The organism is Ruegeria sp. CDSA034, assembly GCF_059612275.1.
In genome coordinates this window covers 49,623-74,307 of sequence record NZ_JBXWQH010000009.1, presented here as the reverse complement: position 1 = coordinate 74,307, position 24,685 = coordinate 49,623, and the positions used below count along the sequence as shown (strand labels likewise).

Here is a 24,685-nt window from a genome sequence, read left to right as displayed (position 1 = left end):
AGTGAAGGATTGGCCTTGGGTTCCATCGGAACGATGAACTCCGCGCCGTTGTCCGACCTGATGTAGGCCGGAGTGTGGCGCAAGATGAACAGGTCCATCAATGCACCAATGACTTCTGTCGAGTTCAGCTTCCGTATCGCCAGGAACGCTTCCCCGTCATCGGTCCGATGAAGAACGAAGTCATGCGACCAGACATGATTACGATGTTCGGGTCGGAGTCGAACACACGACCCGTCCACTGTGCGGTAGGGCATTGCGAAGCAAAGTCCTGAGAAGATTCAGCCGGAGACGTCCCATCTTTGTCTCATTGGTACTTTGAGGCCCTTACGTTGCCACAGGCGCTCGGCACGCTTGTCGTTGATCTGCTAGCCCGCGTCACTCAGAAGGGCTGCGATATGGCTTTACCAGTATCGACCAGAATGGCGCATCAGCTTGATCGTGTAGGTAGCCAGCCGGTCTTCGCCGGCACGTCCAACTGGCAACCGTCTCTGCGTGGGCCGATGTTGACCCAAAACACGGCAGACCCGCCGCTCGGACACTCGCATCTTGTTACGAATGTGATCAATGCAATCCCGGTGACGTGAAGGCTCAGTAGTTTCCCTGTGCTGCTTCAGACCGGATCAGCCTGCCCAACGTGAGGTCTGACACGGTACGACGCAGCCGATCATTCTCCTGCTGAAGCCGCTTTAGCTCCTTAAGTTGGTCGGTTGCCATACCGCCATACTGCTTACACCAGCGATAGAAGGTCTGTTTGTAGTCAGCACTTATCGGATGGTGTCTACGCGCGGCATCCCTTGGCCGCAAAACGCCTCACCCTGCCATAGTTTGATGACAATCACTTCCGGTTTGTATCGTTTGACTATCAGATCTGACCCTCGGGTACCTAACTATAGGGGCGGACCAATTTAGTGGGGGAGGATCAACATCATATAATCGCATAATCAAACTTATGTTAAATTATCTTCCTTGGAGTTGTCTCCTAGTTACAGAACCGACGCCAGAAACCATCATGGTTGACCCACACGAATTCATCTACCATCCTATTTGCGTATAGCTTGTTTTATTGTGCGAACCTGCACGTTTGTTTTGGCAAGGTCGATGAAATGACCGATAGTTCACAAAAGACCTACGTGCATGACACTCATCGTCTGCGCGACCCCGCGCACACCCTGAGCATTGTGCAACCATTTCTTCGGGAAATGGGTATAACTCGGATCGCGAATCTGACCGGTCTGGATCGGATTGGTTTGCCTACCGTCATGGTTGCTCGTCCCAATTCCCGATCTGTTGCGGTGTCACTTGGTAAGGGACTGTCGTTGCAGGCAGCGCAAGCTTCAGGCGTTATGGAGGCGATCGAATCCTGGCATGCCGAACGTGTGCAACTTCCGCAACGGCTTGCCAGACTTACCGATTTGGCTGATGAAGCGACCGTAGTGGATGTGGAGCGATTGCCTAAGGTCACCGGCGCGCAATTTGATCCCAACGGCAACATGTTATGGGTCGAAGGCTGGGATTTGAAAAGCCAACACACCTGCTGGGTTCCGCTTGAGATGGTGGACACTGACTACACCACGGCTCCACTCGCTGGACAACGCGCCTTTCCCAGAACAACGAATGGTTTGGCTTCGGGCAACAATGTCGCCGAAGCGAGTTGTCATGCGATTTCCGAATTGATTGAGCGGGATGCAACGACGCTGTGGTCTCATCAAACCACGACCGTGCGTATTGATCTCGGCACTGTCGACGACCCAAGGTGTCAGGCGGCCATTGAAAAAGTCACCGGCGCAAATCTGGAGATCGGGGTGTGGAACACCACGTCGGATATCGGAATTGCCAGTTTTCGCTGCGTGATCTGTGAGGCCGGCGGGCAGCCTGGTCACATTGGCATCGGCGACGGGTGCCATCCGGATCGAGCAATCGCGTTGCTGCGCGCGGTGACTGAGGCTGCTCAGACCCGGCTGACCTATATCTCGGGCGCGCGCGATGATCTGGATCCGGAAGAATTCACTGACCAGGCGCAAACGAATCGGTGTAGATATGTGCGGGATCTGATCGATCGTGCCCCTCCGACGGAGAATTTTCAGGACTGCCCGACGCATTCAACCAAGACATTCGAGGATGACCTGGCTTTGCTGTTAATCAGGTTAGAGGCCGTCGGGGTTTCTCAGGTGGTGATCGTGGACTTGTCTCGGCCTGAATATGATCTTTCGGTTGTTCGGGCGGTCATACCGGGCTTGGAAGCGCCGCACGACGACGCGGATTACGTACCGGGCCTAAGAGCGCTGCAGATCAGGCAGGAAACCGCATGAACGTTGTCGTATTTGTGGGCCCTACCCTGCCAGCACACGAAGTCACCGCGCAGTTGAATGCTGCGATCCTGCCCCCTGTTCAGCAGGGTGATGTCTATCGCGCAGCCAAGGATCAACCGCACGCCGTTGGGATCATAGATGGGTTCTTCGAAGGTGTGCCCTCGGTCTGGCATAAGGAAATCTTGTGGGCGATGGAACAAGGGATACCGGTCTTTGGCAGCGCCAGCATGGGTGCCCTGCGTGCAGCGGAACTTGCCGATTTTGGAATGATCGGTGTTGGCGGGATCTTTGAGGACTACCTTAGCGGCGTTTTGCAGGATGACGATGAAGTCGCGGTTCTGCACAGTCCGGCAGAGCTGGGTTTTCAACCGCTTAGTACACCGATGGTATCTATCCGAGCCACAGTTAAACAGGCGAAGGCTCAGGGGATTTTACCTTCTGAAAGCGTCGCCACTATCCTAGAGCATGCGAAATCCAGACACTATAGGCACCGCATCTGGCAGGACATCGGCAAAGAGTTAAGCGATCTGCCCGGAATAGCGGCCTTTTTGGATTGGCTGCCCGACGGCCAAATTGATGCCAAAGCAGATGACGCCCGGGCGATGCTGGCCCTGATGGCGGATTGCCTGTCGCAGGGCACCCTACCCCCAAGTCCCGTAACGCGGACCGAACCAACATTGGTGTGGAAACAGTTGCGCAACCGCATCGACACCAACGAAGCAAAGAACCACGCGGTGATCGACGAGTTGAGGTTAGACTCGGAACTCTACGCAGAATTGCGCAACCGCGCAGTTCTGAGCGTGATGGCACAGGAAGAAGCCTCCGAGCAGGATCGGCAACCTGATCGTGAAGCCTTGATCCGGCAGATGACGGACCATAGGGCCAAGGCGGGATTATCTCATAAAACGCATTTGATGGAATGGCTGACCGCCAATGATCTGAACCTTGTGGAATACGAGGACATACTGGCGGATGCCGCCCGGATCGATGCGACGGTCGCCGCGCGTTTGACCCAGTTGGATGCGCCATTGCTGGCTGAACTGAAACGAACCGGAAAGTATGCCGATCTACGGGAACGGGCGGCCGCCAAGGAAAAAGCTGCGATTGTGAATGGGCACCTCTCGGGCGCAGATCGTCTGCGTATGGTCGTGTGGTATTTTGAAACGCGCCTTGACCAGGACGTGCCGGATAACCTGGACAGCTACGCGACCTCGCTTGGCCTATCCGGGCGCGAAGAACTTGGTGAGTTGATCGAAGCAGAGTTTTTGTTTTGCCACAGAAGTTCCTGTGCGGACGTCCCAAAAAACAAGGTGACTTCCGCCCGGCATGAGGGGTCGATTGATGAACACACATGAGACTGTAAGCGACGAAGAACCCGGCACACGATTCCTGCTGTATCCGCAATCACCTTTTCTGGAACCGGGCGCGCAACCGGAGCTTGTCGAAATTTCAGCTCCGCAGGGCAGCATCGGGCCGGGGCCGTCCGGTCCGCGCATGTACACCGTCAATCCTGTTGGCAAAACCACACCTTACGGTGCTATCGTTCCGGGGCCAAATGGACCGGGCATGTATCTGCCGCCATGGGATGGGTACATTCAGCCGCCCGCGATGCCAGATGAGTTTGGGAATTTCTTTCATATTGCCCCATCCGACCCCTCCTTTGAGGCGGCGCATTTGTTCGGGTCGGCCCATTTTACAATGGATGTGTGGCAAGGTTATTTTGATCGACCAATCCCGTGGCATTTCGCGCCCGATTTCGACCGGCTTGAACTGTCCCTGCTACCCAGTCTGGACAACGCACATATTGGCTGGGGGTTTCTGGAAACGGGCGGCACACACGAACATGGAGATGAGTACCGCCCATACAGCCTGAACTTTGACGTTGTCTCCCATGAAATTGGACATGCCATTATCTATAGCGTCATCGGCATGCCGTCAGACGGGGATGCGTCAGGCGAATATTATGGATTTCACGAGTCCGCTGCCGATATGGTCGCCCTTCTTGCGTCGCTGCATTTTGGTTCGGTTGTTGACGCACTGTTAAAAAACACGCGGGGCAACCTGTACACATTCAATCGTCTGAACCGGTTTGCCGAACTGGGGGAAAACGCGCAAATCCGAATTGCCGCCAACACACGATCCATGTCAGAGTTTGCGGCCGGATGGACCAGCGAACACGATCTGTCAGAACCATTGACCGGAGCGATGTTCGACATTTTCGTAGATATTTATCACGAACGCCTGCTGCTGCATGGCCTGATCTCACCTGAAGAAGAACACCTGTCCGATCAACTGGAAGATTCTCCGGATTACAGCGAGGTTATGCAGGACGTGTTCGATGCCCGTTATGCCGAAAACCCGGAAGGTTTCCGGATCGCTTTGCTTGAAGCGCGCGATTTTTTGGGAACCTATCTGGCCGACACATGGGAGCGGCTGGATGCCGATATGCTCAGCTATTTCGGTGTTGAAAAGGCCCTGCTGGCGGTCGATCAGGAAATCACTGGCGGTGCGTTTAGCAACATCATCGAAGGCAACTTCCGCATGCGTGATATTGGTCTGACATCTGCCGGTCCGCGTCTTCCCGACCCCGAGGAAGACAGCCACTCGGCCTCGGTTCGTACGCAGGTGCCAGTGTAACTTGTAAAATCCTTTATTTTTAAGCGGTTTTATGGCATGCAATCGGAAGAAGATTATTGGAACGCATTTGCTCGAATATTTTTCGAGTTTATTTTGAGGGGGAGATGAGGGTTCTGGCTTCGTCGATCCCATAATTGGGAGAGAGAGATATGCCTGAATCCTTGCTCAGTTTTTCAGAAGTGTTGATATATGGCCGTGAGCTCGAAGATTTAGAGTACAAACGCATTCCGTCCAAAGGGAAGGGCGCCAACAAGCATCTCGACGATCAATTTGGGGTGGAAAAAGGGGAGAAAGGTCCTCGGTTCGCCAAGATTTATGGCTTTGCCTTTGAGGGCACTTATTACGAAATGCCGGAGCCGGTGATCTTTCTGGTTCATGGTAAAGGTGAGCTGGTCGCTGATCCCGATAAGCCTGCAGACGACGCATCCCGAGCGCCGCAAGACCCGAGTATCGGCGGCGTCGCAGCGGCCGACTATCAGGTCGCCGATGGCATCCGCGTCTGGCGGTACGACAAATCTGACCAGACCATGCGTATGGACGTGATGACCGGCCAGTTCGAACAAGTCCTGCTGGACATCTATTTCGGCTTTGATAGCCCGGCTATCAGCGGCGCGAAAGTAAGTGGGGCCAAGGTCAGCGGTGCCAAAGTCAGTGGCGCGAAGGTGAGCGGGGCCAAAGTCAGCGGCGCAAAGGTACGCGGCGGCGACTAAATCCAGTTTTTTAAAGTAAGCTCAGGGGCACCGGAACGCGGTGCCCCTTTGCATTTTAGAACCCGGCCTTTTTCAGACCTTCCACAAAGTGCTGCGTGTCTTCCTCTAGCCGATCCGGTTGAACGGTTGTCCACCGGGCCAGCGAAAAGTTCGGATGCGCCTCGCGATGTTTTTCCCGGATCAGACGGGCCATGTCCGTTTGACCAAGCTGCGCATAGCTCGCAGCCAGCATACGCTGCCCTTCAGTCGGGTTGTTCATCTTGTTGACCGTCTCAATGACGTCCTCATACCGTCTGAGATTGTAATACGCGCCGCCCAGATGCCAAAGGTATTGATCCGGGAAATAGGGATTTAGGCGCATTGCCTGCTGAAGATGCGTTATGGCCGTCTCGTTATCGCCCGAATGGGCCAGAGCATCGGCAAAGTCAGAATGCATATCCGCGTCATTTGGGTTCAACGCCAGCGCCCTCTGATAGGATTGGATGGCTGCGTCATGCTCTTTGCGGTACAGGTGCACATATCCCAATTCGCCGAAACCACGCGCGTCGGTCGGGTCCAGCTCAATCGCGCGCTGCGCCAACATCAGCGCCTTTTCTAGCGATTGTGATGGCTCTTCGGCCCAGGAATAACGCCAGTCGATATTTAGAGTTCGCGACAGCGCTGCTGCAGCACGGGCATATCCTTCGTCCCGTTCAAGGGCTGATTGATAGAAATTCTGTGCCTTGCGGTTGTCGTTTCGGGTATATTTGAAGATGTGGTGCTGACCTTGAAGGACCGAACCATAGGCCTCAAGATCGTTTGGAATCGCCTGAATCATGCGCTGTTTTTCATGCGACTCGATCATCACCGCAGTGGCCGCCACAATGCATTCCGTGACCTCATCAAGAATGTCGAAAATATCGTCAATCTTGCGATCGAACCGTTCGCCCCAGATCGTGCGCTCGGTGTTGGCATCAATCAACTCGGCGGAAATCCTGATCCGACTGGCTGAGCGACGTACACTGCCGCGCGCGACATAACGGACATTCAGTTTTTGCGCGGCCTCTTTCGGAGGCATTGATTGTGTCCTGAAGAAAAACGACGAGTTTCGGGCAATGATAAAAAGGTTCCGGAACTTGGACAGATTCATGATGATGTCGTCCGTCAGACCTTCGGCGATCCAGCTGTCGGACTCATCGCCGCCAGAGCTACTGAAGGGCAGAACGGCCACCGACGGCGTATCCGGCCGTTCGAATATGTCCCCTTTCAAATCCGGGCGCATCGTGCCAGCCATTGTTGCGCCGGCCACTTCGCTGCGGACGCAGTAGGTCGAGACAGGATTCATGATGTTCTTGAGCTGTTTTGGCCCCAGAAACTCGTACCCATATCGCAGGCGATTGCAGACCTGATCATACACGGCAGAGCTGACATAGACCCGCTCAGGCTCGGCTATCTCTTGCAACCGGGCCGCGATATTGACGTTGTCGCCGTGAATGCCACGTTCGTCTATCAGTATCTCACCAAGGTGAATCCCGGCCCGGAACTTGATTCGCTGATCCTGCGCGCGGGTTTTGTTCTGATCGCTTGCGATTTGATGCAATTCGACCCCGAATTCTACTGCGCTGGTGGCAGTTTCGAACAGGGCCAAAATCCCGTCCCCACGTACCTCAACCACTCGGCCGTTGTACTTTGCGCACGATGCCTCAAGCAAAGAAATCAATGCTTTCAATTCATTATAGGTATCCAGCTCATTCTCGCTCATGAGCCGGGAGTATCCTACGACATCAGCGAACAATACAGCGCCAAGCCGTTGAGTAATTGGAATGTCAGAAATTGTCGTACTCACAAGTGTTACTCTTTTTTCGGATTCGTAGCGGACCCGTAACCAACATATATCAAAAAACGTTTTTGACGACCGAAGCAGTTTTGATCGGAACTGATCACACCTCTGCGATCCGAGGTGGCCATGACCAGTCGGCGCAATCATTCGGCCCCAAAGTCACGATCGTATTCGCATCCAGTTCCTGTGCCAAAACGTTTCGGCGAACCATCCACTCGGATTTCAGAATGCCCACAACAACCATATCTTGAAACTCACCTTCAGCGAACCACGCTTGACGCATTGTCCCTTCAATCTGGAATCCTATCTTCGCAACAAGATCACGGCTGTGATGATTGTCCTCACGATAATAAGACGTTATGCGGTTCAGCCCCAACTGTCGAAATGCCAGATCCAGCACCAAAGCAGATGCCCGGAGCCCGACGCCGGATCTGCGCATTGCCTTGTTGACGAAAACTGCAACCACTGCATCGCGATTGATGTTCGAGATAGACTCGAGTCCGGCCAACCCAACGGCCTCACCTGAGGAGGACTCGACGATAAACCAACATTTGCGGCTGGCATCGGAAGACGTAAATGAATCTCTCCAAAATTCTTCGGCATGCGATGTATTGAGGGGCACGCGCGTTGTACGATCGAAACGCGCAAGGTCTTCAACGTCCTGAAACCAACTCAGAACGGAATCCAGATCTGCCCTTTCCATCGGACGCAACCTGAACGTGTTTTGTGAATTGTTGCTCACGATAAATAGTACCTTTGAAAGAAATCAGTAAAATCTGCTCGGACACTAGCACAAAAAATTCAAAATTACGAAATGAGATTACAGTATCTCTGTCCTCTGTTTAATTCACCACAAGAATTGAGTTTTTGGTGCAGGGGGTCGATAAGTGTGCTGTCCGGTCAAATACAACGGAATTTCCCATCCGCACCCCTGTTGGCTAATGATGGCCGCGGACGCTCTGAGCAAAGGGAACACTATCAATGAAATTACTGCGGTTCGGTCCCAAGGGCGCGGAAAAGCCCGGTCTTCTGGATGCCAAGGGCGCAATTCGTGATTTGTCGGGTGTGATTGATGATCTCACAGGCGAGTTGCTTGGCGATGAAGCCCTGGACCGATTGCGCAGGTTGGATACCGCAAGCCTGCCTCTAGTGGATGGTCAACCGCGGATTGGCGCTTGCGTCGGTCAGGTCGGCAAGTTCGTCTGCATAGGTCTGAACTACGCCGATCATGCGGCCGAAAGTGGGATGGAGCTGCCGCAGGAACCGGTAATCTTTTTTAAGGCAACTTCGGCCATTATTGGCCCCAACGACACGGTCGAAATCCCTCGTGGCTCGGTCAAAACCGATTGGGAGGTGGAACTGGGTGTGGTGATCGGGAAAGAGGCCAAATACCTCTCGGAAGCCGAAGCCTTCAACCATGTCGCCGGTTATTGCGTCATCAACGACATATCAGAACGCGATTTCCAACCGCACCGTTCGGGCCAGTGGGTCAAAGGCAAATCCGCCGACACGTTCGGCCCTATAGGTCCATGGCTTGTGACACGGGATGAGGTGCCAGATCCGCAGGACCTGCAGATGTATCTTGAGGTGAACGGGCAACGAACTCAGGATGGCTTGACCAGAACGATGCATTTTAGTGTGGCGACAGTAACCTCTCATCTGTCGCAGTTCATGTCGCTACAGCCGGGAGATGTGATTTCGACAGGCACCCCTCCGGGTGTGGGCATGGGCCAAAATCCGCCGACCTATTTAAAACCCGGCGACAGGATGGAGTTGGGCATCAAAGGCTTGGGTGTGCAACGGCAGAACGTTGTGCATGGCTGAGCCCCCTGTTTGTGCAATTGTCACAATTTCCCGCAACAGAAAGAGGGCTAAAAAGTCACTCGGGCCAGGGCAGTGAATAAGTTTTGACGTTGGTGAAAAATTTCATCGCCTCGATCACGCCTTCCTTGACGCCGTTGCCGCTGTCCTTGATGCCGCCAAAAGGAGACATTTCGATCCGGTAGCCGGGCTGTTCCCAGATGTTGCAGGTGCCGACGTTCAAACCGTTGATGTAGGTAATCGCCCGGTTCAGATCATTTGTACAGACACCCGCCGACAAACCAAATGCGGTGCCGTTTGATATCTGCATGACTTGCGCATCATCATCTGGAACACGAACGATCGGCACGATTGGACCAAATGTCTCTTCCATCACCAACTCGCTGCCGTGGGGCACCTTGTCGACGACGATCGGCGGCAACAGTGCACCGTCGCGGCCGGGGTGATAGAGGATTTCTGCGCCCTCTTGCGCAGCCTTCAGCACGCGGTTTTCGAACAACTCGGCGGCTTGTGCGTGGATAACGCAACCCAATTGCGTTTCTGGGTCCTGAGGGTCACCAAACCGGATCGCTTTTGCCTTTTCCAGAACAAGTGGCACAAATCTATCTGCCACGCTTTCCTGAACCAGAATGCGTTTGATCGCGGTACAGCGTTGCCCCGAATTCCCTGTGGCCCCGGCCACAGCTATACTGGCCGCCTTGTCCAGATCGGCGTCATTCAGATCATTCAGCACGATCAGAGGATCGTTGCCGCCCAACTCCAGTGCCTGCCGTTTGTAACCCGCCTTGGACGCGATCAACTTGCCTACCGGCACACCGCCCGTGAAGGTGACTATGTCAATGTGTTCATTGGTGATCATCTCATCGCCGATATCTTTTGGCCAGCCAGTCACGACCTGAAACATTTCGGGCGGCAGCCCTGCCTCGTACAGTATGTCCGCCAGCGTCAGGGCCGTCAGTGGGGTCAGCTCGGTCGGTTTGCAGACCATGCTGTTATTGGTGGCAATGGACGGTGCAATCTTGTGGCTGACCATGTTCAGAGGGTGATTGAACGGTGTAATTGCGCTGATGGTTCTGACCGGCTCGCGTTTGGTGAAAATCTTGCGCGCCTTGCCGTTGTGGGTCAGATCGCACGAGAAAACCTCACCATCGTCCATCAGGGCCTCGGAGGCAGCGAACTGAAAAACGTCCTGCGCGCGCCTGGTTTCATAGATCGAGTGCTGATGGCAGATGCCAAGCTCAAGCGTCAGCCATTTTGCGAGGTTTTCGCGATTTTCACCAATCAACGCGCCGGTGCGCCGCAAAATCTCGCTGCGTTCGTAACGCGTCAATTTGGGCGTGTAATTTGCGGCGATCTCAAAAGCTTTGCGTACATGTTCAGAAGTGCCGGCAGGGACGGTACCGACAACCTCACTCGTGTAGGGGTAGTGGACCGGGATTTTAGCATCGGTAAAGACAATCTCGCCGCCAATACGCATGCCTTCGTTGCGGATACCGGATGTGTTCATGATAATGTCCATGATAAGGGGGCCAACGCTATGCTGGCAAAAAGCGGTGCTTCAAAATTGCGCAATGGCAGGCGCAGCGAAGTGTCGATCACGCAATTGAAGATGAAGGGAACGCCCCGCTCGGTCAATCCACTGTGGCAGTCCAGAGCTGGAATGCACCTCGGTATCCAAGTCTCACCAACGGTCTTAGTTGCCACTTTCGTGCGACCACGATCTGCGGAAGTTATGCGGCGAAACATTGTACCGGCCTCGGAAATGAACTGAAAGCCTGTCCGTGCTGGAAAACCCGGATGCAAAGGCAATCTCGGATACGCTGAGGTCGGTTTCATTCAAAAGGGCGAAGGCACGATCTAGCCTGAGGTTGTTGTAATACTGGCCGGGCGACATCTTTGTGTGCTGCTGGAACAGCCGTTCCATATGGCGTCTGGACAGAGACGCCTGATCCGCTACCGCCTCAAGACTGAGCGGCGATTCAATGTTGTCCCGCATTATTTGGACAGCTTCGACCAGCTTGGCGTTGCGCGTCCCCAAAAGGGCCGAGACTGGCGAAACTTGATTGCTGCCACTTTCTCCGACGCGTCGGTGCAAGCACATCTCGGACACGTTGATGGCCAGGGCGTTGCCGAACAATTCCTCGATCACTTCCAGCATCATATCGGTGCTGGCGTGCCCTCCCCCGCAAGTGCGCAGCTTGCCGTCAATCTCGTACAGACTCTGGGTTGGCGTCATTGTCGGAAAATACTCGCAAAACCCGGGGCGGTTTTCCCAATGAACGGTGAACTTCTTGTCGCCGATCAAGCCGGCCTTGGCCAAGGCAAAAGCCCCGGTGCAGATACCACCGAAATCGCATCCATGTGCCTTTTGCCGGCGAATCCAATTCAGAATCCGGGTGTCAAACGAGGCCATCGGCTCAGTGCCGGAACACACGAAGGTATAGGCCCCCTGCTCTAGATCATGCATGGGTTGGTCGGCTTGAATGCAGATTCCGTTCGAACACGTGACCGGCGCGCCATCTGCAGACAAGACGTACCATTCGAACAATTGCTTTCGGGCCAGTTGGTTTGAAATACGCAAGGGTTCAATCGCTGCGCTAAACGCCAACATTGTGGTATTAGGCAGCAACAGGAAATGAAAGGCCTTAGGCGGCCCATCATAGGGAACGTCGACGGAAATCGCCCCCTTGGGCAGGAAACGTTGGCTGTCCACTACACCCCTCCTTCGCGTTCGAATACCGCAACGTTGCTGGCCTGTTGGAACGTTCGAGCAACTTAAAGTTATCAATAGATGTAAGACCCTTGGAAATCGAACGCTCATTTTGTATTTTGGATACAACTTACACCGACCGAGACCACTCTTATGCCCAGAACCCGCGCGATCGCACGTCAAAGTCTTCCAGAAGTCATCACAAATGATCTGCGGGAACGTATACTAAGCGGAGAGATGGCCGAAGGTGAAACCATCCGTCAGGAGGCCCTTGCCGAGGACTACGATGTTTCGCGCATGCCGATCCGCGAAGCATTAAAACGGCTGGATGCCGAAGGCCTTGTGCAATTGACAAACAACCGTGGTGCATCGGTGACTTCGCATTCGCTTTCCGAAATTGGCGAGATTTTTGACCTTCGCGTTCTTTTGGAAGTTGACCTGTTTAGACGGGCCATTCCGCAGATGACGGAAGCTGATTTCGCCAGATGCGAGAAGCTGCTCGACGACATGGAAAGGTCTTACGAAGCTTACAATGTCGGGCGGTGGGGCAGCCTGAATTATGAATACCACAAAGCCCTATATGCGGCTGCTGATCGTGGGCTGACCAATGAGATTCTTCAACGGGTCAATCTGCAATCGGACCGCTATGTCCGTATGCATCTAAGCGTCATGGAACAACGCGAGCCCGCCAAGCAAGATCACCGACAGCTTTTGTCGCTGGCACGCAAACGTCAGGTTGATGCCGCAGGTGAACTGCTGACCAAGCATATTCAACGGACCAAGGATCAGTTGTTGGCGATGGTTATCAAGACACGGAAAGGTGACACCGGCTGAACGTCCGCATTCTTACCCCAGTGGATGCAGGCACGCGACTTTGTGGTCTGCCCCGCTCAGTTCTGGCGGCGCGGCGCGACATTCTTCGGTTGCAAGCCAGCACCTTTGTGCAAAGGCACAGCCTTTGGGGATGTTCATCGGGGACGGAAGCTCGCCTTCCAGTTTGATCCGATCCTTGCGCGCGTCGGGATCTGCGCGAGGTGTTGTCGACAAAAGAGCCTTGGAATAGGGATGCCTAGGGGCAGCAAACAGCTTTTCTTTCGGTGCCTTCTCAACCGCGCGGCCTAAATACATAACGATCACGTCGTCGGCAAAATGCTTCACCACCGACAAATCATGCGAAATGAACAGATAGGCAAGGTTCAGACGTTCCTGCAATTCGACCAGCAGGTTCAGAATTTGCGATTGGATCGAGACGTCCAGCGCTGAAACCGGCTCATCCAGCACCAGCACCTTGGGGTTCAGCATCAGGGCGCGGGCGATTGCTATCCGCTGCCGCTGCCCGCCCGAAAACATGTGTGGGTAGCGGTCGTAATGTTCGGGGCGCAAACCCACGAGGTCGATCATTTCACGCGCGCGCGCCTCGCGGTCGGTTGCGGACATCTCGCGGCGGTTAATTATCAATGGCTCTTGCAGGATTTGACCGATCCGTTGGCGTGGGTTGAGCGAGCCGTAAGGATCCTGAAACACAATCTGCACAGTTTCACGCATCTGGGCCCATTTCGATGGAGATATTTCAACGCCATCGATGGTCAGACTTCCCGAGGTCGGTTCTTCGATCATCGTCACCACCCTTGCGAGGGTGGACTTCCCACAACCGGACTCTCCTACGATCGCCAACGTTTTGCCCGGCCGCAGTTCGAAGTCCACTCCAGACAAGGCTTTTACCGTTGCGGCCTTCGACAATAACCCGCCTTTTACGGTGTAGAACCTGGCCAAATCACTGGCCTGAACGATGGGGGCGGTCATGCCAGCTCTCCGGTTGTTATCTTTTCAACGTAATGGCAACGCGCCTTGCCGAATTCCGCACTGTGCGGGGTTGGGGGCAACGATCGGCACAGATCATCTGCATATTGGCATCTGGGGCTGAACAGACATCCTTTTGGCCGGTCAAACTGCCCTGGAACGACGCCGGGAATAGTAGGTAGCATCTTCGACGTCGCCCGCTCCGGAAGCGCGTTAAGCAACGCAGTTGTGTAGGGGTGACGCGGGGTGCGGAACAGGTCTTTGACTGCCTGCTCCTCGACCTTTTGGCCAGCATATTGGACTTGAACCCGCTCGGCGGTCTCGGCGACAACACCCATATCATGAGTGATAAGGACCAAACCCATGCCCTGTTCGTCCCGAAGGCGAACCAACAGATCAAGGATTTGCGCCTGAATTGTCACGTCCAGCGCCGTCGTCGGCTCGTCCGCAATCAACAGCTTGGGTTTGCAGGCGATGGCCATCGCAATCATCACCCTCTGGTTCATGCCGCCGGACATCTGATGCGGAAACGTGTTCAGTCGGCTTTCGGGTGCGGGGATTCCGACCTGATCAAACAGTTCAATAGCGCGTTGGTGGCGGTCCTTTCGGTTCAGGCCCAGGTGGATGCGCAAGGCCTCCTTGATCTGGAAACCAACCGTAAAGCAAGGATTCAGCGATGACATCGGTTCCTGAAAAATCATGGCAATGTCTTTGCCGATGATCTTGCGACGGTCACGGGCCGAGATTTTGGTCAGATCAATGCCTTCAAAGCTTAGTTGGTCGGCCGTAATTGTGGCCGTCCAGGGTAGCAGACCCATCAATGCCAGCATCGACACCGATTTGCCCGAGCCACTTTCGCCGACGATGGCCATCAACTCGCCCTTGTCGACGGACAGATCAACGCCATCCACGGCGCGGAACTGACCCGAGGCGGTTGCGAATTCGACAGTGAGGTTTCGGATATCCAACAGGCTCATGTCGTCAGCTCCGCTTTAGCTTAGGGTCCAGCGCATCGCGCAGACCGTCGCCCATCAGGTTGATGGCCAGCACCGTGACCAGGATGGCCAGACCGGGGAACGTCACTACCCACCACGCGCGCAGAATAAACTCACGCGCTTCGGCCAGCATGGTGCCCCATTCTGGCGTGGGCGGCTGCGCTCCCATGCCCAGAAAGCCAAGGGCTGCGGCATCCAGAATGGCGGTCGAAAACGACAGCGCCGCCTGAACGATAATCGGAGCCAGACAATTCGGCAGCACAGTCTTGAACATCAGTCGGGCCTTGCTGGCACCGGCAACGCGAGCCGAGGTCACGTAATCCTTTTGCCGCTCTGCCAACACAGATGCCCGGGTCAAACGCACGTAATGCGGTTGAAACACAATGGCGATGGCGATCATCGCGTTGGTCAACGAGGGACCAAGGATGGCGACCAGAACCAGCGCAAGCAGTAGCGAGGGGAAGGACAGGATGATATCCATCACCCGCATGATCATCGTATCGACCCATTTGGGCGCGAAACCCGACAGCAGGCCGACAATCACTCCGCCCGTCACGGCCACACACACCACCACGATGCCGACAAAGAAGGAATAACGCGATCCCATGATCAGCCGCGAAAGCATATCCCGGCCCAGCGGATCGGTGCCCAATGGGAAGGCCCAACTGCCGCCCTCTTGCCACGCAGGAGGTTGCAGTATGTGATTGCGGAACTGTTCAGTCGGGTCGTAGGGGGCCAACAAAGGCGCAAAGGCCGCACAGAAAACAAAGGCGGCAAAGACCCAAAGGCCCATCACCGCACCGCGGTTTTCGCTGAAATAGAACCAGAACTCTCGCAGGGCGCTGGGGCGGTCTTCGGTTTTTGGTGGGGTCGCGGACAATTCAGCCATCACCGCCTCCGGATTTTTGGGTTGATGACGCCGTAAAGGACATCGACCAGCAGGTTCACCAGCATGACGATCACGGCGATCATCAGCAGGCCACCCTGCACAACCGGGTAGTCGCGGCGGAAGATGCTGTCGACCATCCACTTGCCGATACCGGGCCAGCTAAAGATTGTCTCGGTCAGGATCGCCCCGGCCAGCAATGTGCCGACTGACAGGCCGATCACTGTAATCACCGGGATCAGCGCATTGCGCAGCGCATGCAGCCCATTGATCCGTGCGGGGGTGAGCCCCTTTGCGCGGGCCGTGCGGATGTAATCCTCACCCAACACTTCCAACATGGCCGAACGGGTCTGGCGCGCAATTACGGCCAAAGGGATCGTGCCCAAAACGATGGTCGGCAGTATTAGATGGCGTACAGCCGATCCAAACGCCCCCTCCTGCCCGGACAGCAGGCTGTCGATCAACATGAAGCCTGTGACACTTGGAAAGTAGTATAGCAGGTCGATCCGGCCTGAGACAGGCGTCCAACCAAGGTTGCCGGAAAACACGATGATCAACAACAGCGCCCACCAGAAGATCGGCATGGAATACCCGATCAGCGCGGACGACATCAGCGCCCGGTCGAAGAATTTGCCCCGATTCACAGCAGCAATAACGCCCGCGGGAAGACCCAAAGCTACTGCAAAGATCATGGCGCAGATCGACAGTTCCAGCGTGGCCGGAAACAGGGCAAAGAATTCGTCCCAAACCGGCTTCTTGGTGACAAAGCTCTCGCCCAAATCACCATGCAACACGCCAACCAGATAGTCCCAGTATTGCTGCAGAACAGGTTTGTCGAAGCCCAGCTTCTCAACCATCTCCTGATAGCGTTCTTCGGACATTCCGCGTTCACCGGCCATGACGATGATCGGATCGCCTGGAAGCACCCGAATGAACATGAACGAGATCAGTGTTACGCCCAGAAATGTCGGAATGAACATGCCGAGGCGGGTAAGAAAATAGCCAAACATCAGCGGCCTATGATTGTTAGTTCTTTGGGAAAGCTGGTCAGCGACCGGCAACCGTCGTTGGTCACCAATACGTCATCTTCGATCCGAACGCCGAAATTGTCCAGATCATAGAGGCCCGGCTCGTTTGTCCAAACCATGCCCGCGCGCATGATCTGGCCGTTGCCACGCATGATGTAGGGCGCTTCGTGCACATCGCGGCCCAGCCCATGACCGGTCTTGGTGCGGATACGATCTGCATAGGGCGAGGCCTCGAGCACGCTGGACACCGCGTCGTCGATATCGTGGGCAGTGACGCCAGGCCGGCAAGCTTCGAACCCGACCAGGTTGGCCCGCAGAACGGTGTCGTAGACCGCCCTGCCCTCATCCGAGGCTTCGGCGACAAAAAAGGTGCGTGTGATGTCGGCGGCAAACCCATGTTTGCGTGCGCCGAAATCGAACAGCAGCGCGTCGCCTGCTTTGATCTGATAATCCGCGCGTGCTTTACCATGCGGTTGAGCCGAGTTTCCTCCGGCCGTCACGATGGGCGAAAATGCCAGCGACGCAGCCCCTTCTGCGAACAGCGCCTGGATCAATGCTTGTTCAACTTGTACTTCTGTTTGGCCAACGCGAACATCCGCAATGACCCGCTCCAGCGCTCGCTCCGAGATATCAATCGCCGCTTGCAGCGCTGCAATGTCATGGTCTGTCTTGATGATGCGCAGACCGGATATCTCTCGTTCCGCGTCCACGATTCGCAGCTCGGGCAATGCACGGGTAAAGGCCTTAGAGACAAAGACGCGCATCACCTGCCCCTCGACCGCGAGAGATCGCAGCGGCATATGTTTAGCCAGTGCCGCGAAGGCATCGTCATAGCCCGTCTGATCGCGCCAGTCGAAGACAGCGCCGTCAAACCCGACCAGCGCCCAAGAGCCCAGTTCTAGGTTCGGCACAATCGCTGCCGGTACGCCTTCGGCCGGGATCACGACCACAAAGGGTCGCTCGTTGCTCATGAAGGGTTTTACCAAAGCGCGGGTAAAATTCGGACCGGGCACCAGTGCCACGGCATCTACTGACATGTCCTTTGCCAGTTGTTGGTACTCGGACAAATCCGGCATTCGCGCCGACCTCCCAATAAAGAAAACCGGAGCCGCCAATTGGGCGGCTCCGGTCGTTGAGTGGTGGTTTACTCGACGCTCACACCGTAGAAGATGTGTCCGCCCAGCGGGTGCACTTTATAGCCCTGAACCTTATTGCTCATCGGCATGTAAACGACCGAGTGCGCAATGGTTGCCCACGGGGCCTGCTCTTTGAAGATGACCTGGGCATCTTCATACAGCTTGGTGCGTTCCGCCTGATCAGTAGACTGTTTGGCCTTCAGGATCAGATCTTCGAACGGCTCATGGCACCATTGTGCCCGGTTCGACGCTTCACGACCGTCACAGCCCAGCAGAACCGCCAGGAAGTTGTCTGGGTCGCCATTGTCACCGGTCCAACCCAGAAGAACGGCACCATCACGGTCCAGATCTTTCGAACGCGACAGGTACTCACCCCATTCGTAAGACACGATCTCGACGTCCACGCCAACCTTCGCGAAATCCGCCTGGATCAGTTCAGCCATACGGCGCGCATTCGGGTTGTACGGACGCTGTACCGGCATTGCCCATACCTTCATCGACAGGTCGGAAACACCTTCGGCTTCCAGCATTGCCTTGGCCGCTTCTGGATCATAGGCATCGTCGGTGATCGCGTCGTTATAGCCCCACATGGTCGGCGGGATCGGGTTCTTTGCAACCTGGCCCGAGCCCTGGAACACCACGTCGATGATCGCGTTCTTGTCGATTGCCATGTTCAACGCCTTGCGGACGTTCGGGTTGTCGAAGGGCGCCATTGTGGTGTTATAGGCCAGGTAGCCAACGTTGAGGCCTTCCTGCTCCAACATGTTGATGTCGGCATCATCCTGCATCGCCTGAATGTCCGCCGGGTTCGGATACGGCATGATGTGACATTCGCCCGCCTTCAGCTTCTGATAGCGCACGGATGCGTCCGGAGTGATCGCAAAGATCAGATTTTCAACATCCGCCGGATCCTTCCAGTAGTCGGCATTCTGGGCATAGCGGATCACGGCGTCTTTCTGATACGCTAAGAACGAGAACGGGCCGGTACCAATGGGTGCGGTGTTTAGCTTTTCAGGTGTTCCAGCTTCCATCATCGCATCTGCATATTCTGCAGACAGGATCGAAGCGAAATCCATCGCCATATTGGCAACAAACGGCGCCTCAGGCTTGGTCAGAGTAAATTTGACGGTGTAGTCGTCGACCTTTTCAATGGACTCGACCAGATCGGGCATACCCATACCCTTGAAGTATTCCCACGTACCGCCTGACACCTGATTATAGGGATGGCTGTCATCCTTTTGGCGCATGAACGAGAAAATCACGTCATCCGCGTTGAAATCGCGGGTCGGCGTGAACTCGTCATTCGAATGGAACTTCACACCCTGACGCAGCTTGAATGTGTACTCCAGGCCATCATCACTGGCTTCGACGCTTTCGGCCAGACCGGGGATAACGTTGGTTGTGCCGGTTTCGAATTCCAGCAGGCGGTTGTAGATCGGGTGCGATGAGGCATCAAATGTGGTTCCGGCTGTAAACAGTGCGGGATCGAACCCCTCGGGTGAGCCTTCTGAACAATAAACCAGCGTGTTGGCCTGCGCGGCTGCACTGGACAGGGCAATAGCCGCTGTTGCAGCCAAAAATTTGAGTTTCATGATTGTCTCCCAGAAAATTTTCAATCGGCTTTCGCGTTGCTTTTGTTGACCAAGCAATTTCTGACGACTCTCATCGCCGCGAAATCTGTGCTCAATGTATCCAAAATACAAAATCCATTGTCAACTCACTTTGAGAGTTGAAGGAATGTGTGAACCAATGCACCTCGCAAAGCCGAGAGACTACACATCTCGGATTCATTGATGATTGCAAAGATTGACGAGTGATTACGGCGTGAAGGTCGGCGCAACACCAACCGGGGGTTGATCTTGAATATATGCACCCACACGGTTCAAAACTTGAGTTCTAGGACATCCCGGGCGGGTCGCAGCACCAAGGTTACGCAGGTTTCCGGGCCCCTCAAAAGGAACAAAGCACAAGGGCCAGTTGTCTCGCTTGAATTGCTCGGCAGCCAGGGCCGACACAATTGTACAATCATCAGAATGACAAATGTGTCGGCAGATCGTTTCAAACCTCAGCGCGCTCAGATCAAACCGCTTGGCGACTCGGATCGCAGGATCAGCTTTGGGCAAACGGTCCTCAAGTTCATAGCCAAAACTGTGAGGAAGCCGGATGAAGTCATGCGGAGGCACATCCTCTGGCGCAATAGAGGGAAGCATACAAAGTGGGTGCCCTTCACGCATGGCCAGAAACAACGGCTCGGCCCAAATTGACGTGAAAGCCAGAGCGTCGCTGTTGTTGACTTTGGCCACCAGCGCCATGTCCAATTGATGATCTTCCACCATCTGCAACATGTTTTGCGGAAGGTCCTCGATCATGGTCACACGCATCCGCGGGTACAGATCGCTGAACAACCCTGAGAAGTACTGCGTCAGGTAGGGTGCAAGCGTTGGCGTCATGCCAATCCGGTACGTGACGGCCTCGGGGTCGCGGTATTGGGTGGCAGTGTCGCGGATCTGTTGTGCATCAGACAGGATGGATTCAGCTATTTTGAGGATGCTTTGACCAAATGCCGTTGGGCGCACTTCGTTATTTAGTCGTAGAAACAGTTCAACACCCAGTTCGTGTTCCAGCTTCTTGATCTGGTTCGATAGTGCAGGTTGCGAAACGTTGCACGCAACCGCCGCCTGACTGAACTTGCCATGTTTTGCAATGGCGAGCACATATTCCAAATCTCTGAAATTCATCCGCTCAATCTCTCTGCGGTCATACTAAAGCGGCTCGAAACCACCCCTTTATGTACCTTAAAGCGGGTAAAACTGCATGAAATCCCGATCAACTCCGCTGACAAAACTGTTAACCGGCGCATTCGAATAGAACATCACGCGCGGCAGGAAAATTGTAACCTGTTGATTTATTTGATGTGGCATTTCCGGATTCTCACGGAAACCGTGACTATTTGCGTTGGTTATACGGCCGATTTGCAGGATGAATTTCAGATGACCCGGGGTGCCGTCTACCCCTTTGCTACGTGGAATGCCCGACACACAGGGCGGACTGCCAAACGTAACAATTTATGACGGAGTACCCCATGCTGTCCCAACTTCTGACAAGCCTGCGCGCTCGTCTCTTGACCACGTCTACAATAGCGCAAGAGACCTCCCGCAACGGCCAAACCCTTTTCAACAACTTCTTTCAAAGCACCGTTGTAGATGACACCCCGGCTTTCGTGCTGGCAAATGACTTCTCGCGTCTGCTGAACTTTGGTGAAATCATCACCAACAACGCCGTTGCCGCCGTTCAAGCGCAGGGGCAGGATATTGATGTGTTCAACTTCCGCTCTGGGCGGATCGAGGCGAACAACGGCCCCGACGCATTGGCCACCGGCGTTCAGGTCACCGGCAGCGCACAGGTTCGCAACTTTGGTGAGATCGCGGGTGAATTTAACGGCGTTCAGTTTGCAGGTGCTCAAAGCTCGGGCGGCCTGGACAATTTCCGCGGCGGCGTGATCAGCTCTGACAGCCGCGCAGTCGACATTCAGGGCCAAGGCATTGATGTGCGCAACTTTGGTGACATCATCGGCACCGGCGATCAGCGCAATGGCACGATTTACACCAACCGCACTGCCGAAGACATCTCGATCTCGAACTTTACGGGTGGCACGATTGACGCGGGCGAAGGCAACCAGGGCGCGGGCATCTCGTTGCAGACCGGCGATGAGGTTGGCGATCGCGTGGAAACCGACATCTTCAACGGTTTTGGCGCGACAATTCAAGGCCGTGGCCAAGGGGCCGCCAATACCGGGCTGGCCGGCGACGGCATTCGCATTGACGACGGTGTCGAAGGTGCCACGTTGGAAACCGAGATCGTCAACAGCGGCCTGATCTCGACCGAAAGCAACCAAGGCACGGCCGCCGGTATCCGCATCGCGGATGGCGTAAACGCCGAAGGTGAGATCCTGAACACGTCGACCGGCGTGATAGAAGGCCCGCGCAATGGCCTTTACATCGGCAATGGTGAACATGATCTGGACGTGCTGAACTTTGGCACCATCCAATCCGGAAGCCGCGCGGTGAACATCGACGGCTCAGGTGTCAACCTGATCAATGGCGGCGACATTCTGGGAAACGACGACCAGCGTAACGGCACCGTTTATGCCGATGGCACCGCAGATGACTTCTCGGTCCGCAATCTGGCCAATGGCACAATCGACGCGGGTGAGCACAACCAGGGCTCGGGTTTCGGAGCAGAAATCGGTGGAGCCGCAGACGGTGCCAACACGTTCTCGTTGGAAAACGATGGCCTGATCCAGGGTCGGGGCAACGGCGCAGCAGGCACTGGCCTGGCCGGAGATGGTATCCGCATTGGCAACCCGGGAAATCAGGGCATCGCCGAAGGGACCATTGTCAACCGTGGCGAGGTACGTTCGGAAGGTGCCAACGGCACTGTAGCCGGTGCGCGCGTTGTGGATGGCGTGAGCTTTCAGGGCGAATTTACCAACGCCGGCACAATCTCGGGTGTCCAAAACGGCGTCTACTTTGGCAACGCGGATCATACGGGTGGTCGTTTCGTCAACGAAGCAGGAGGCGTTGTGTCCTCGGACAGCCGGGCCTTCAACATTGATGGCACGGGGCTTGAGGTCGACAACCAAGGTAACATCCTTGGCACCGGAGATCAGCGCAACGGTACGGTTTACGCTGACGGAACCGCGGATGACTTCTCGGTACAGAACTCAGGTCTGATCGACGCTGGTCACGGCAATCAGGGTTCTGGCTTTGGTGTGGAAATCGGTGGTGCAGAAGATGGTGCCAACACATTTACACTGGAAAACACGGGCGTAATCAACGGGCGCGGAAACGCGGGTGCCGCCACGCCGCTTGCTGGTGATGGCATTCGCATCGGCAACGTTGGCAACACCGGCACTACCGATGCGACGATCTCCAACTTTGGCGGGATTTTCTCTGGAGGTGCCAACGGCACGGTCGCCGGCATCCGAGTTGTCAATGGCGTGAACTTCCAGGGCACATTGTTTAACGCGGGTGCCGTCGAAGGTGTGCAAAACGGTGTCTACTTTGGCACTGGTGACCACTCGGGCGGGTCGTTTGTCAATAGCGGCACCGTTTCCTCGGACAGCCGGGCACTGAACATCGATGGTAACGGGCTTTCCGTTCAGAACCTGGGTGCCATCTTAGGTACAGGCAATCAGCGCAACGGCACAGTCTACGCTGATAGCACGGCAGACAACTACACCTTCACCAACACTGGTCTGGTGGACGCAGGCGAGGGCAATAACGGCTCGGCTGTTTCGCTGCAAACAGGTGACATTTCAGGCGATGTCGTCTCGGCGGCGATTGTAAACGAAGGTGTGTTGCAGGGCCGCGGCGATGCAACCGAGGGCAATCAGGTTGGCGATGGTCTGCGCCTGTTCACGGGTCAGGAAGACGCGTCTTTTGCCGGAGTTGTCATCAACGAAGGTCTCATTGCCGGGTCCGAACAGTCGGACGCTGCAGCCGGTATTCGTATCGATGGCGGTTTGAACCTTCTGGGTGCGATCCTGAACGAAGGCGAAATTCGAGGCACGGTCAATGCGATTGATGCATCGGATGCTGGTGACGTTACCATCGTCAACGACGACGAAGGTGTGATAAACGGCAACGTCCTGCTGGGCAACGGCAATGACATTTTTGTCGATCTGGGCACTACTAACGGCGACATCAGCGGTGGCGAAGGTGATGACGTTCTGATCGCTGGCGATGCAGACAATGTGCTGACCAGTGGTCTGGGCAATGACTTCATCGACGGAGGCGGCGGCATCGACACAGCCGATTTCTCGGATCTGGATGTTGCGGTAGAGGCCCGTCTGGACGCCAATGGCAACGGCACCACCACGCGCGATACCGGATTCAACGTCTCGATCGTGGATGCGGCTGTTGTGGCTCCGGACCAGTTTGGTGCGAATATCCCGGATGGAGGCTGGTTTGTAGAAGAGGCCGTTCTGGGCAATCTGTACTACAACATTCACACCTCCGACTTTCCTGCCGGGGAAATTCGCGGGCAATTGCTGGTCGACAGCGATGTAACCGAAAACGGCATCCGCACAGTTTCGCTGAGCGGCGGTCTGGACGCATCGCAAGAACCCGGGCCGACATCGGATAGCGAAGCCACCGGCAACGCGACTGTTGTCATCACTCAGAACCTGGCAACAGGCGAAGTCACCTACTCGAGCGAGTTGAGCGTTGTGGGCCTTAACGAGGCCGACCTGAACACGCCGATCCCCGGTGTCGTATCAGCCATCCATCTGCACAACGCACCAGCGGGCGCAAACGGCCCGGTCGTGCAGGACACGCTGGTGGACGCAGGCGCGACGCTTGATGTTGATGCAACAGGCGGCACCGGAGTTGTCGGTCTGGACGTGATCGACAATCAGATCGAAACCGACGTGCTGGTCTCGATCGAGAATGTCATCGGCTCTGACGATGGTGATGTGATTGTCGGCAGCGACCTGGAGAACGTTCTGAACGGCGCGGATGGCGATGACCTGCTGAACGGTGAGGGCGGCAATGACGTCCTGATCGGTGGCGAAGGCGCTGACACCTTCCTGTTCCAGGGCACCTTCGGTGACGACACAATCTCGGACTTTGAAACGGGCGTCGACAGAATTCAGATCGGAGATCTGGGCCCTGACTTCGACGGCGGTCCGAGTACCGTTCAGGATGGTGACGACGCCGTCATCAGCTTCGGCGACGCAGGCTCGATCCGTCTGGCCGGTGTCGACGCCGCGGACCTGACCGAGAACGACTTCATCGTTTAACCAATCAACAGCGGGGCGGCCTAGGTCGCCCC

General features: G+C 55.5%; 18 protein-coding genes and 1 pseudogene. 7 read left to right on the top strand and 12 right to left on the bottom strand.

Annotation, left to right across the window (positions count from 1 at the left end):
- Positions 1-32: 32 nt before the first annotated feature.
- Positions 33-866 (bottom strand): annotated as a pseudogene (locus AC2FLJ_RS15145) (transposase); the annotation flags it as partial.
- 237 nt (positions 867-1,103) lie between these two features.
- On the opposite strand from AC2FLJ_RS15145, the gene AC2FLJ_RS15140 reads away from it, so the two are divergent.
- The 4 genes from AC2FLJ_RS15140 (at position 1,104) to AC2FLJ_RS15125 (ending at position 5,656) form a co-directional block, all read left to right on the top strand.
- Positions 1,104-2,309, top strand: a complete 1,206-nt coding sequence (locus AC2FLJ_RS15140) for a YcaO-like family protein (protein ID WP_496706566.1) — start codon at positions 1,104-1,106, stop codon at positions 2,307-2,309.
- Positions 2,306-3,664 carry a TfuA-like protein gene (locus tag AC2FLJ_RS15135; RefSeq protein ID WP_496706565.1) on the top strand — a complete coding sequence of 453 codons (1,359 nt, stop codon included), beginning with the start codon at positions 2,306-2,308 and terminating at the stop codon, positions 3,662-3,664. The genes AC2FLJ_RS15140 and AC2FLJ_RS15135 overlap by 4 nt, the downstream gene beginning before the upstream one ends.
- Positions 3,651-4,946, top strand: coding sequence for a gluzincin family metallopeptidase (locus AC2FLJ_RS15130; protein ID WP_496706564.1), 1,296 nt, complete (start codon positions 3,651-3,653; stop codon positions 4,944-4,946). Before AC2FLJ_RS15135 ends, AC2FLJ_RS15130 begins: the two co-directional genes overlap by 14 nt.
- 149 nt (positions 4,947-5,095) lie before the next feature.
- Complete coding sequence (locus AC2FLJ_RS15125) at positions 5,096-5,656, top strand: hypothetical protein (RefSeq protein WP_496706562.1); 561 nt, start codon at positions 5,096-5,098, stop codon at positions 5,654-5,656.
- 55 nt (positions 5,657-5,711) lie between these two features.
- Here the strand turns inward: AC2FLJ_RS15125 and AC2FLJ_RS15120 are convergent, their stop codons facing one another.
- The gene (locus tag AC2FLJ_RS15120; protein ID WP_282119444.1) at positions 5,712-7,481 is read right to left on the bottom strand and encodes a tetratricopeptide repeat protein; all 1,770 of its coding nucleotides are present in this window, start codon (positions 7,479-7,481) and stop codon (positions 5,712-5,714) included.
- A 94-nt stretch (positions 7,482-7,575) separates the two neighbouring features.
- Positions 7,576-8,178, bottom strand: a complete 603-nt coding sequence (locus AC2FLJ_RS15115) for a GNAT family N-acetyltransferase (protein ID WP_496706560.1) — start codon at positions 8,176-8,178, stop codon at positions 7,576-7,578.
- 278 nt (positions 8,179-8,456) lie between these two features.
- Here AC2FLJ_RS15115 and AC2FLJ_RS15110 point away from each other — a divergent pair, with 278 nt between their 5' ends.
- Positions 8,457-9,299, top strand: a complete 843-nt coding sequence (locus AC2FLJ_RS15110; RefSeq protein WP_496706558.1) for a fumarylacetoacetate hydrolase family protein — start codon at positions 8,457-8,459, stop codon at positions 9,297-9,299.
- A 55-nt stretch (positions 9,300-9,354) separates the two neighbouring features.
- Here the strand turns inward: AC2FLJ_RS15110 and phnY are convergent, their stop codons facing one another.
- The gene (phnY, locus tag AC2FLJ_RS15105) at positions 9,355-10,803 is read right to left on the bottom strand and encodes a phosphonoacetaldehyde dehydrogenase (protein ID WP_496706556.1); all 1,449 of its coding nucleotides are present in this window, start codon (positions 10,801-10,803) and stop codon (positions 9,355-9,357) included.
- 186 nt (positions 10,804-10,989) lie between these two features.
- Positions 10,990-12,009 (bottom strand): GlxA family transcriptional regulator, encoded by a 1,020-nt coding sequence (locus AC2FLJ_RS15100; RefSeq protein WP_058274895.1) that lies wholly within the window; start codon positions 12,007-12,009, stop codon positions 10,990-10,992.
- A 150-nt stretch (positions 12,010-12,159) separates the two neighbouring features.
- Between AC2FLJ_RS15100 and AC2FLJ_RS15095 the strand changes: the two genes are divergently transcribed.
- Complete coding sequence (locus AC2FLJ_RS15095) at positions 12,160-12,840, top strand: GntR family transcriptional regulator (RefSeq protein ID WP_058274894.1); 681 nt, start codon at positions 12,160-12,162, stop codon at positions 12,838-12,840.
- A gap of 12 nt (positions 12,841-12,852) precedes the next feature.
- Here AC2FLJ_RS15095 and AC2FLJ_RS15090 read toward each other — a convergent pair whose 3' ends face one another.
- The 7 genes from AC2FLJ_RS15090 to AC2FLJ_RS15060 form a co-directional block, all read right to left on the bottom strand.
- The gene (locus tag AC2FLJ_RS15090) at positions 12,853-13,809 is read right to left on the bottom strand and encodes an ABC transporter ATP-binding protein (protein ID WP_496697778.1); all 957 of its coding nucleotides are present in this window, start codon (positions 13,807-13,809) and stop codon (positions 12,853-12,855) included.
- On the bottom strand, positions 13,806-14,783 hold the full coding sequence (locus AC2FLJ_RS15085) for an ABC transporter ATP-binding protein (protein WP_058277169.1): 978 nt from the start codon (positions 14,781-14,783) through the stop codon (positions 13,806-13,808). Before AC2FLJ_RS15085 ends, AC2FLJ_RS15090 begins: the two co-directional genes overlap by 4 nt.
- A 4-nt stretch (positions 14,784-14,787) precedes the next feature.
- Positions 14,788-15,690 (bottom strand): ABC transporter permease subunit, encoded by a 903-nt coding sequence (locus AC2FLJ_RS15080; RefSeq protein WP_058272293.1) that lies wholly within the window; start codon positions 15,688-15,690, stop codon positions 14,788-14,790.
- Positions 15,690-16,697, bottom strand: a complete 1,008-nt coding sequence (locus AC2FLJ_RS15075; protein ID WP_496697781.1) for an ABC transporter permease subunit — start codon at positions 16,695-16,697, stop codon at positions 15,690-15,692. Before AC2FLJ_RS15075 ends, AC2FLJ_RS15080 begins: the two co-directional genes overlap by 1 nt.
- Positions 16,697-17,791, bottom strand: coding sequence for a M24 family metallopeptidase (locus AC2FLJ_RS15070; RefSeq protein ID WP_496706552.1), 1,095 nt, complete (start codon positions 17,789-17,791; stop codon positions 16,697-16,699). Before AC2FLJ_RS15070 ends, AC2FLJ_RS15075 begins: the two co-directional genes overlap by 1 nt.
- 68 nt (positions 17,792-17,859) lie before the next feature.
- Positions 17,860-19,443, bottom strand: a complete 1,584-nt coding sequence (locus AC2FLJ_RS15065; RefSeq protein ID WP_282152074.1) for an ABC transporter substrate-binding protein — start codon at positions 19,441-19,443, stop codon at positions 17,860-17,862.
- Between the two features lie 225 nt (positions 19,444-19,668).
- Complete coding sequence (locus AC2FLJ_RS15060; RefSeq protein ID WP_496706550.1) at positions 19,669-20,589, bottom strand: LysR family transcriptional regulator; 921 nt, start codon at positions 20,587-20,589, stop codon at positions 19,669-19,671.
- Positions 20,590-20,933: 344 nt separating this feature from the next.
- Here AC2FLJ_RS15060 and AC2FLJ_RS15055 point away from each other — a divergent pair, with 344 nt between their 5' ends.
- Positions 20,934-24,653, top strand: a complete 3,720-nt coding sequence (locus AC2FLJ_RS15055) for a beta strand repeat-containing protein (protein ID WP_496706548.1) — start codon at positions 20,934-20,936, stop codon at positions 24,651-24,653.
- The last annotated feature ends 32 nt before the right edge of the window (positions 24,654-24,685 follow it).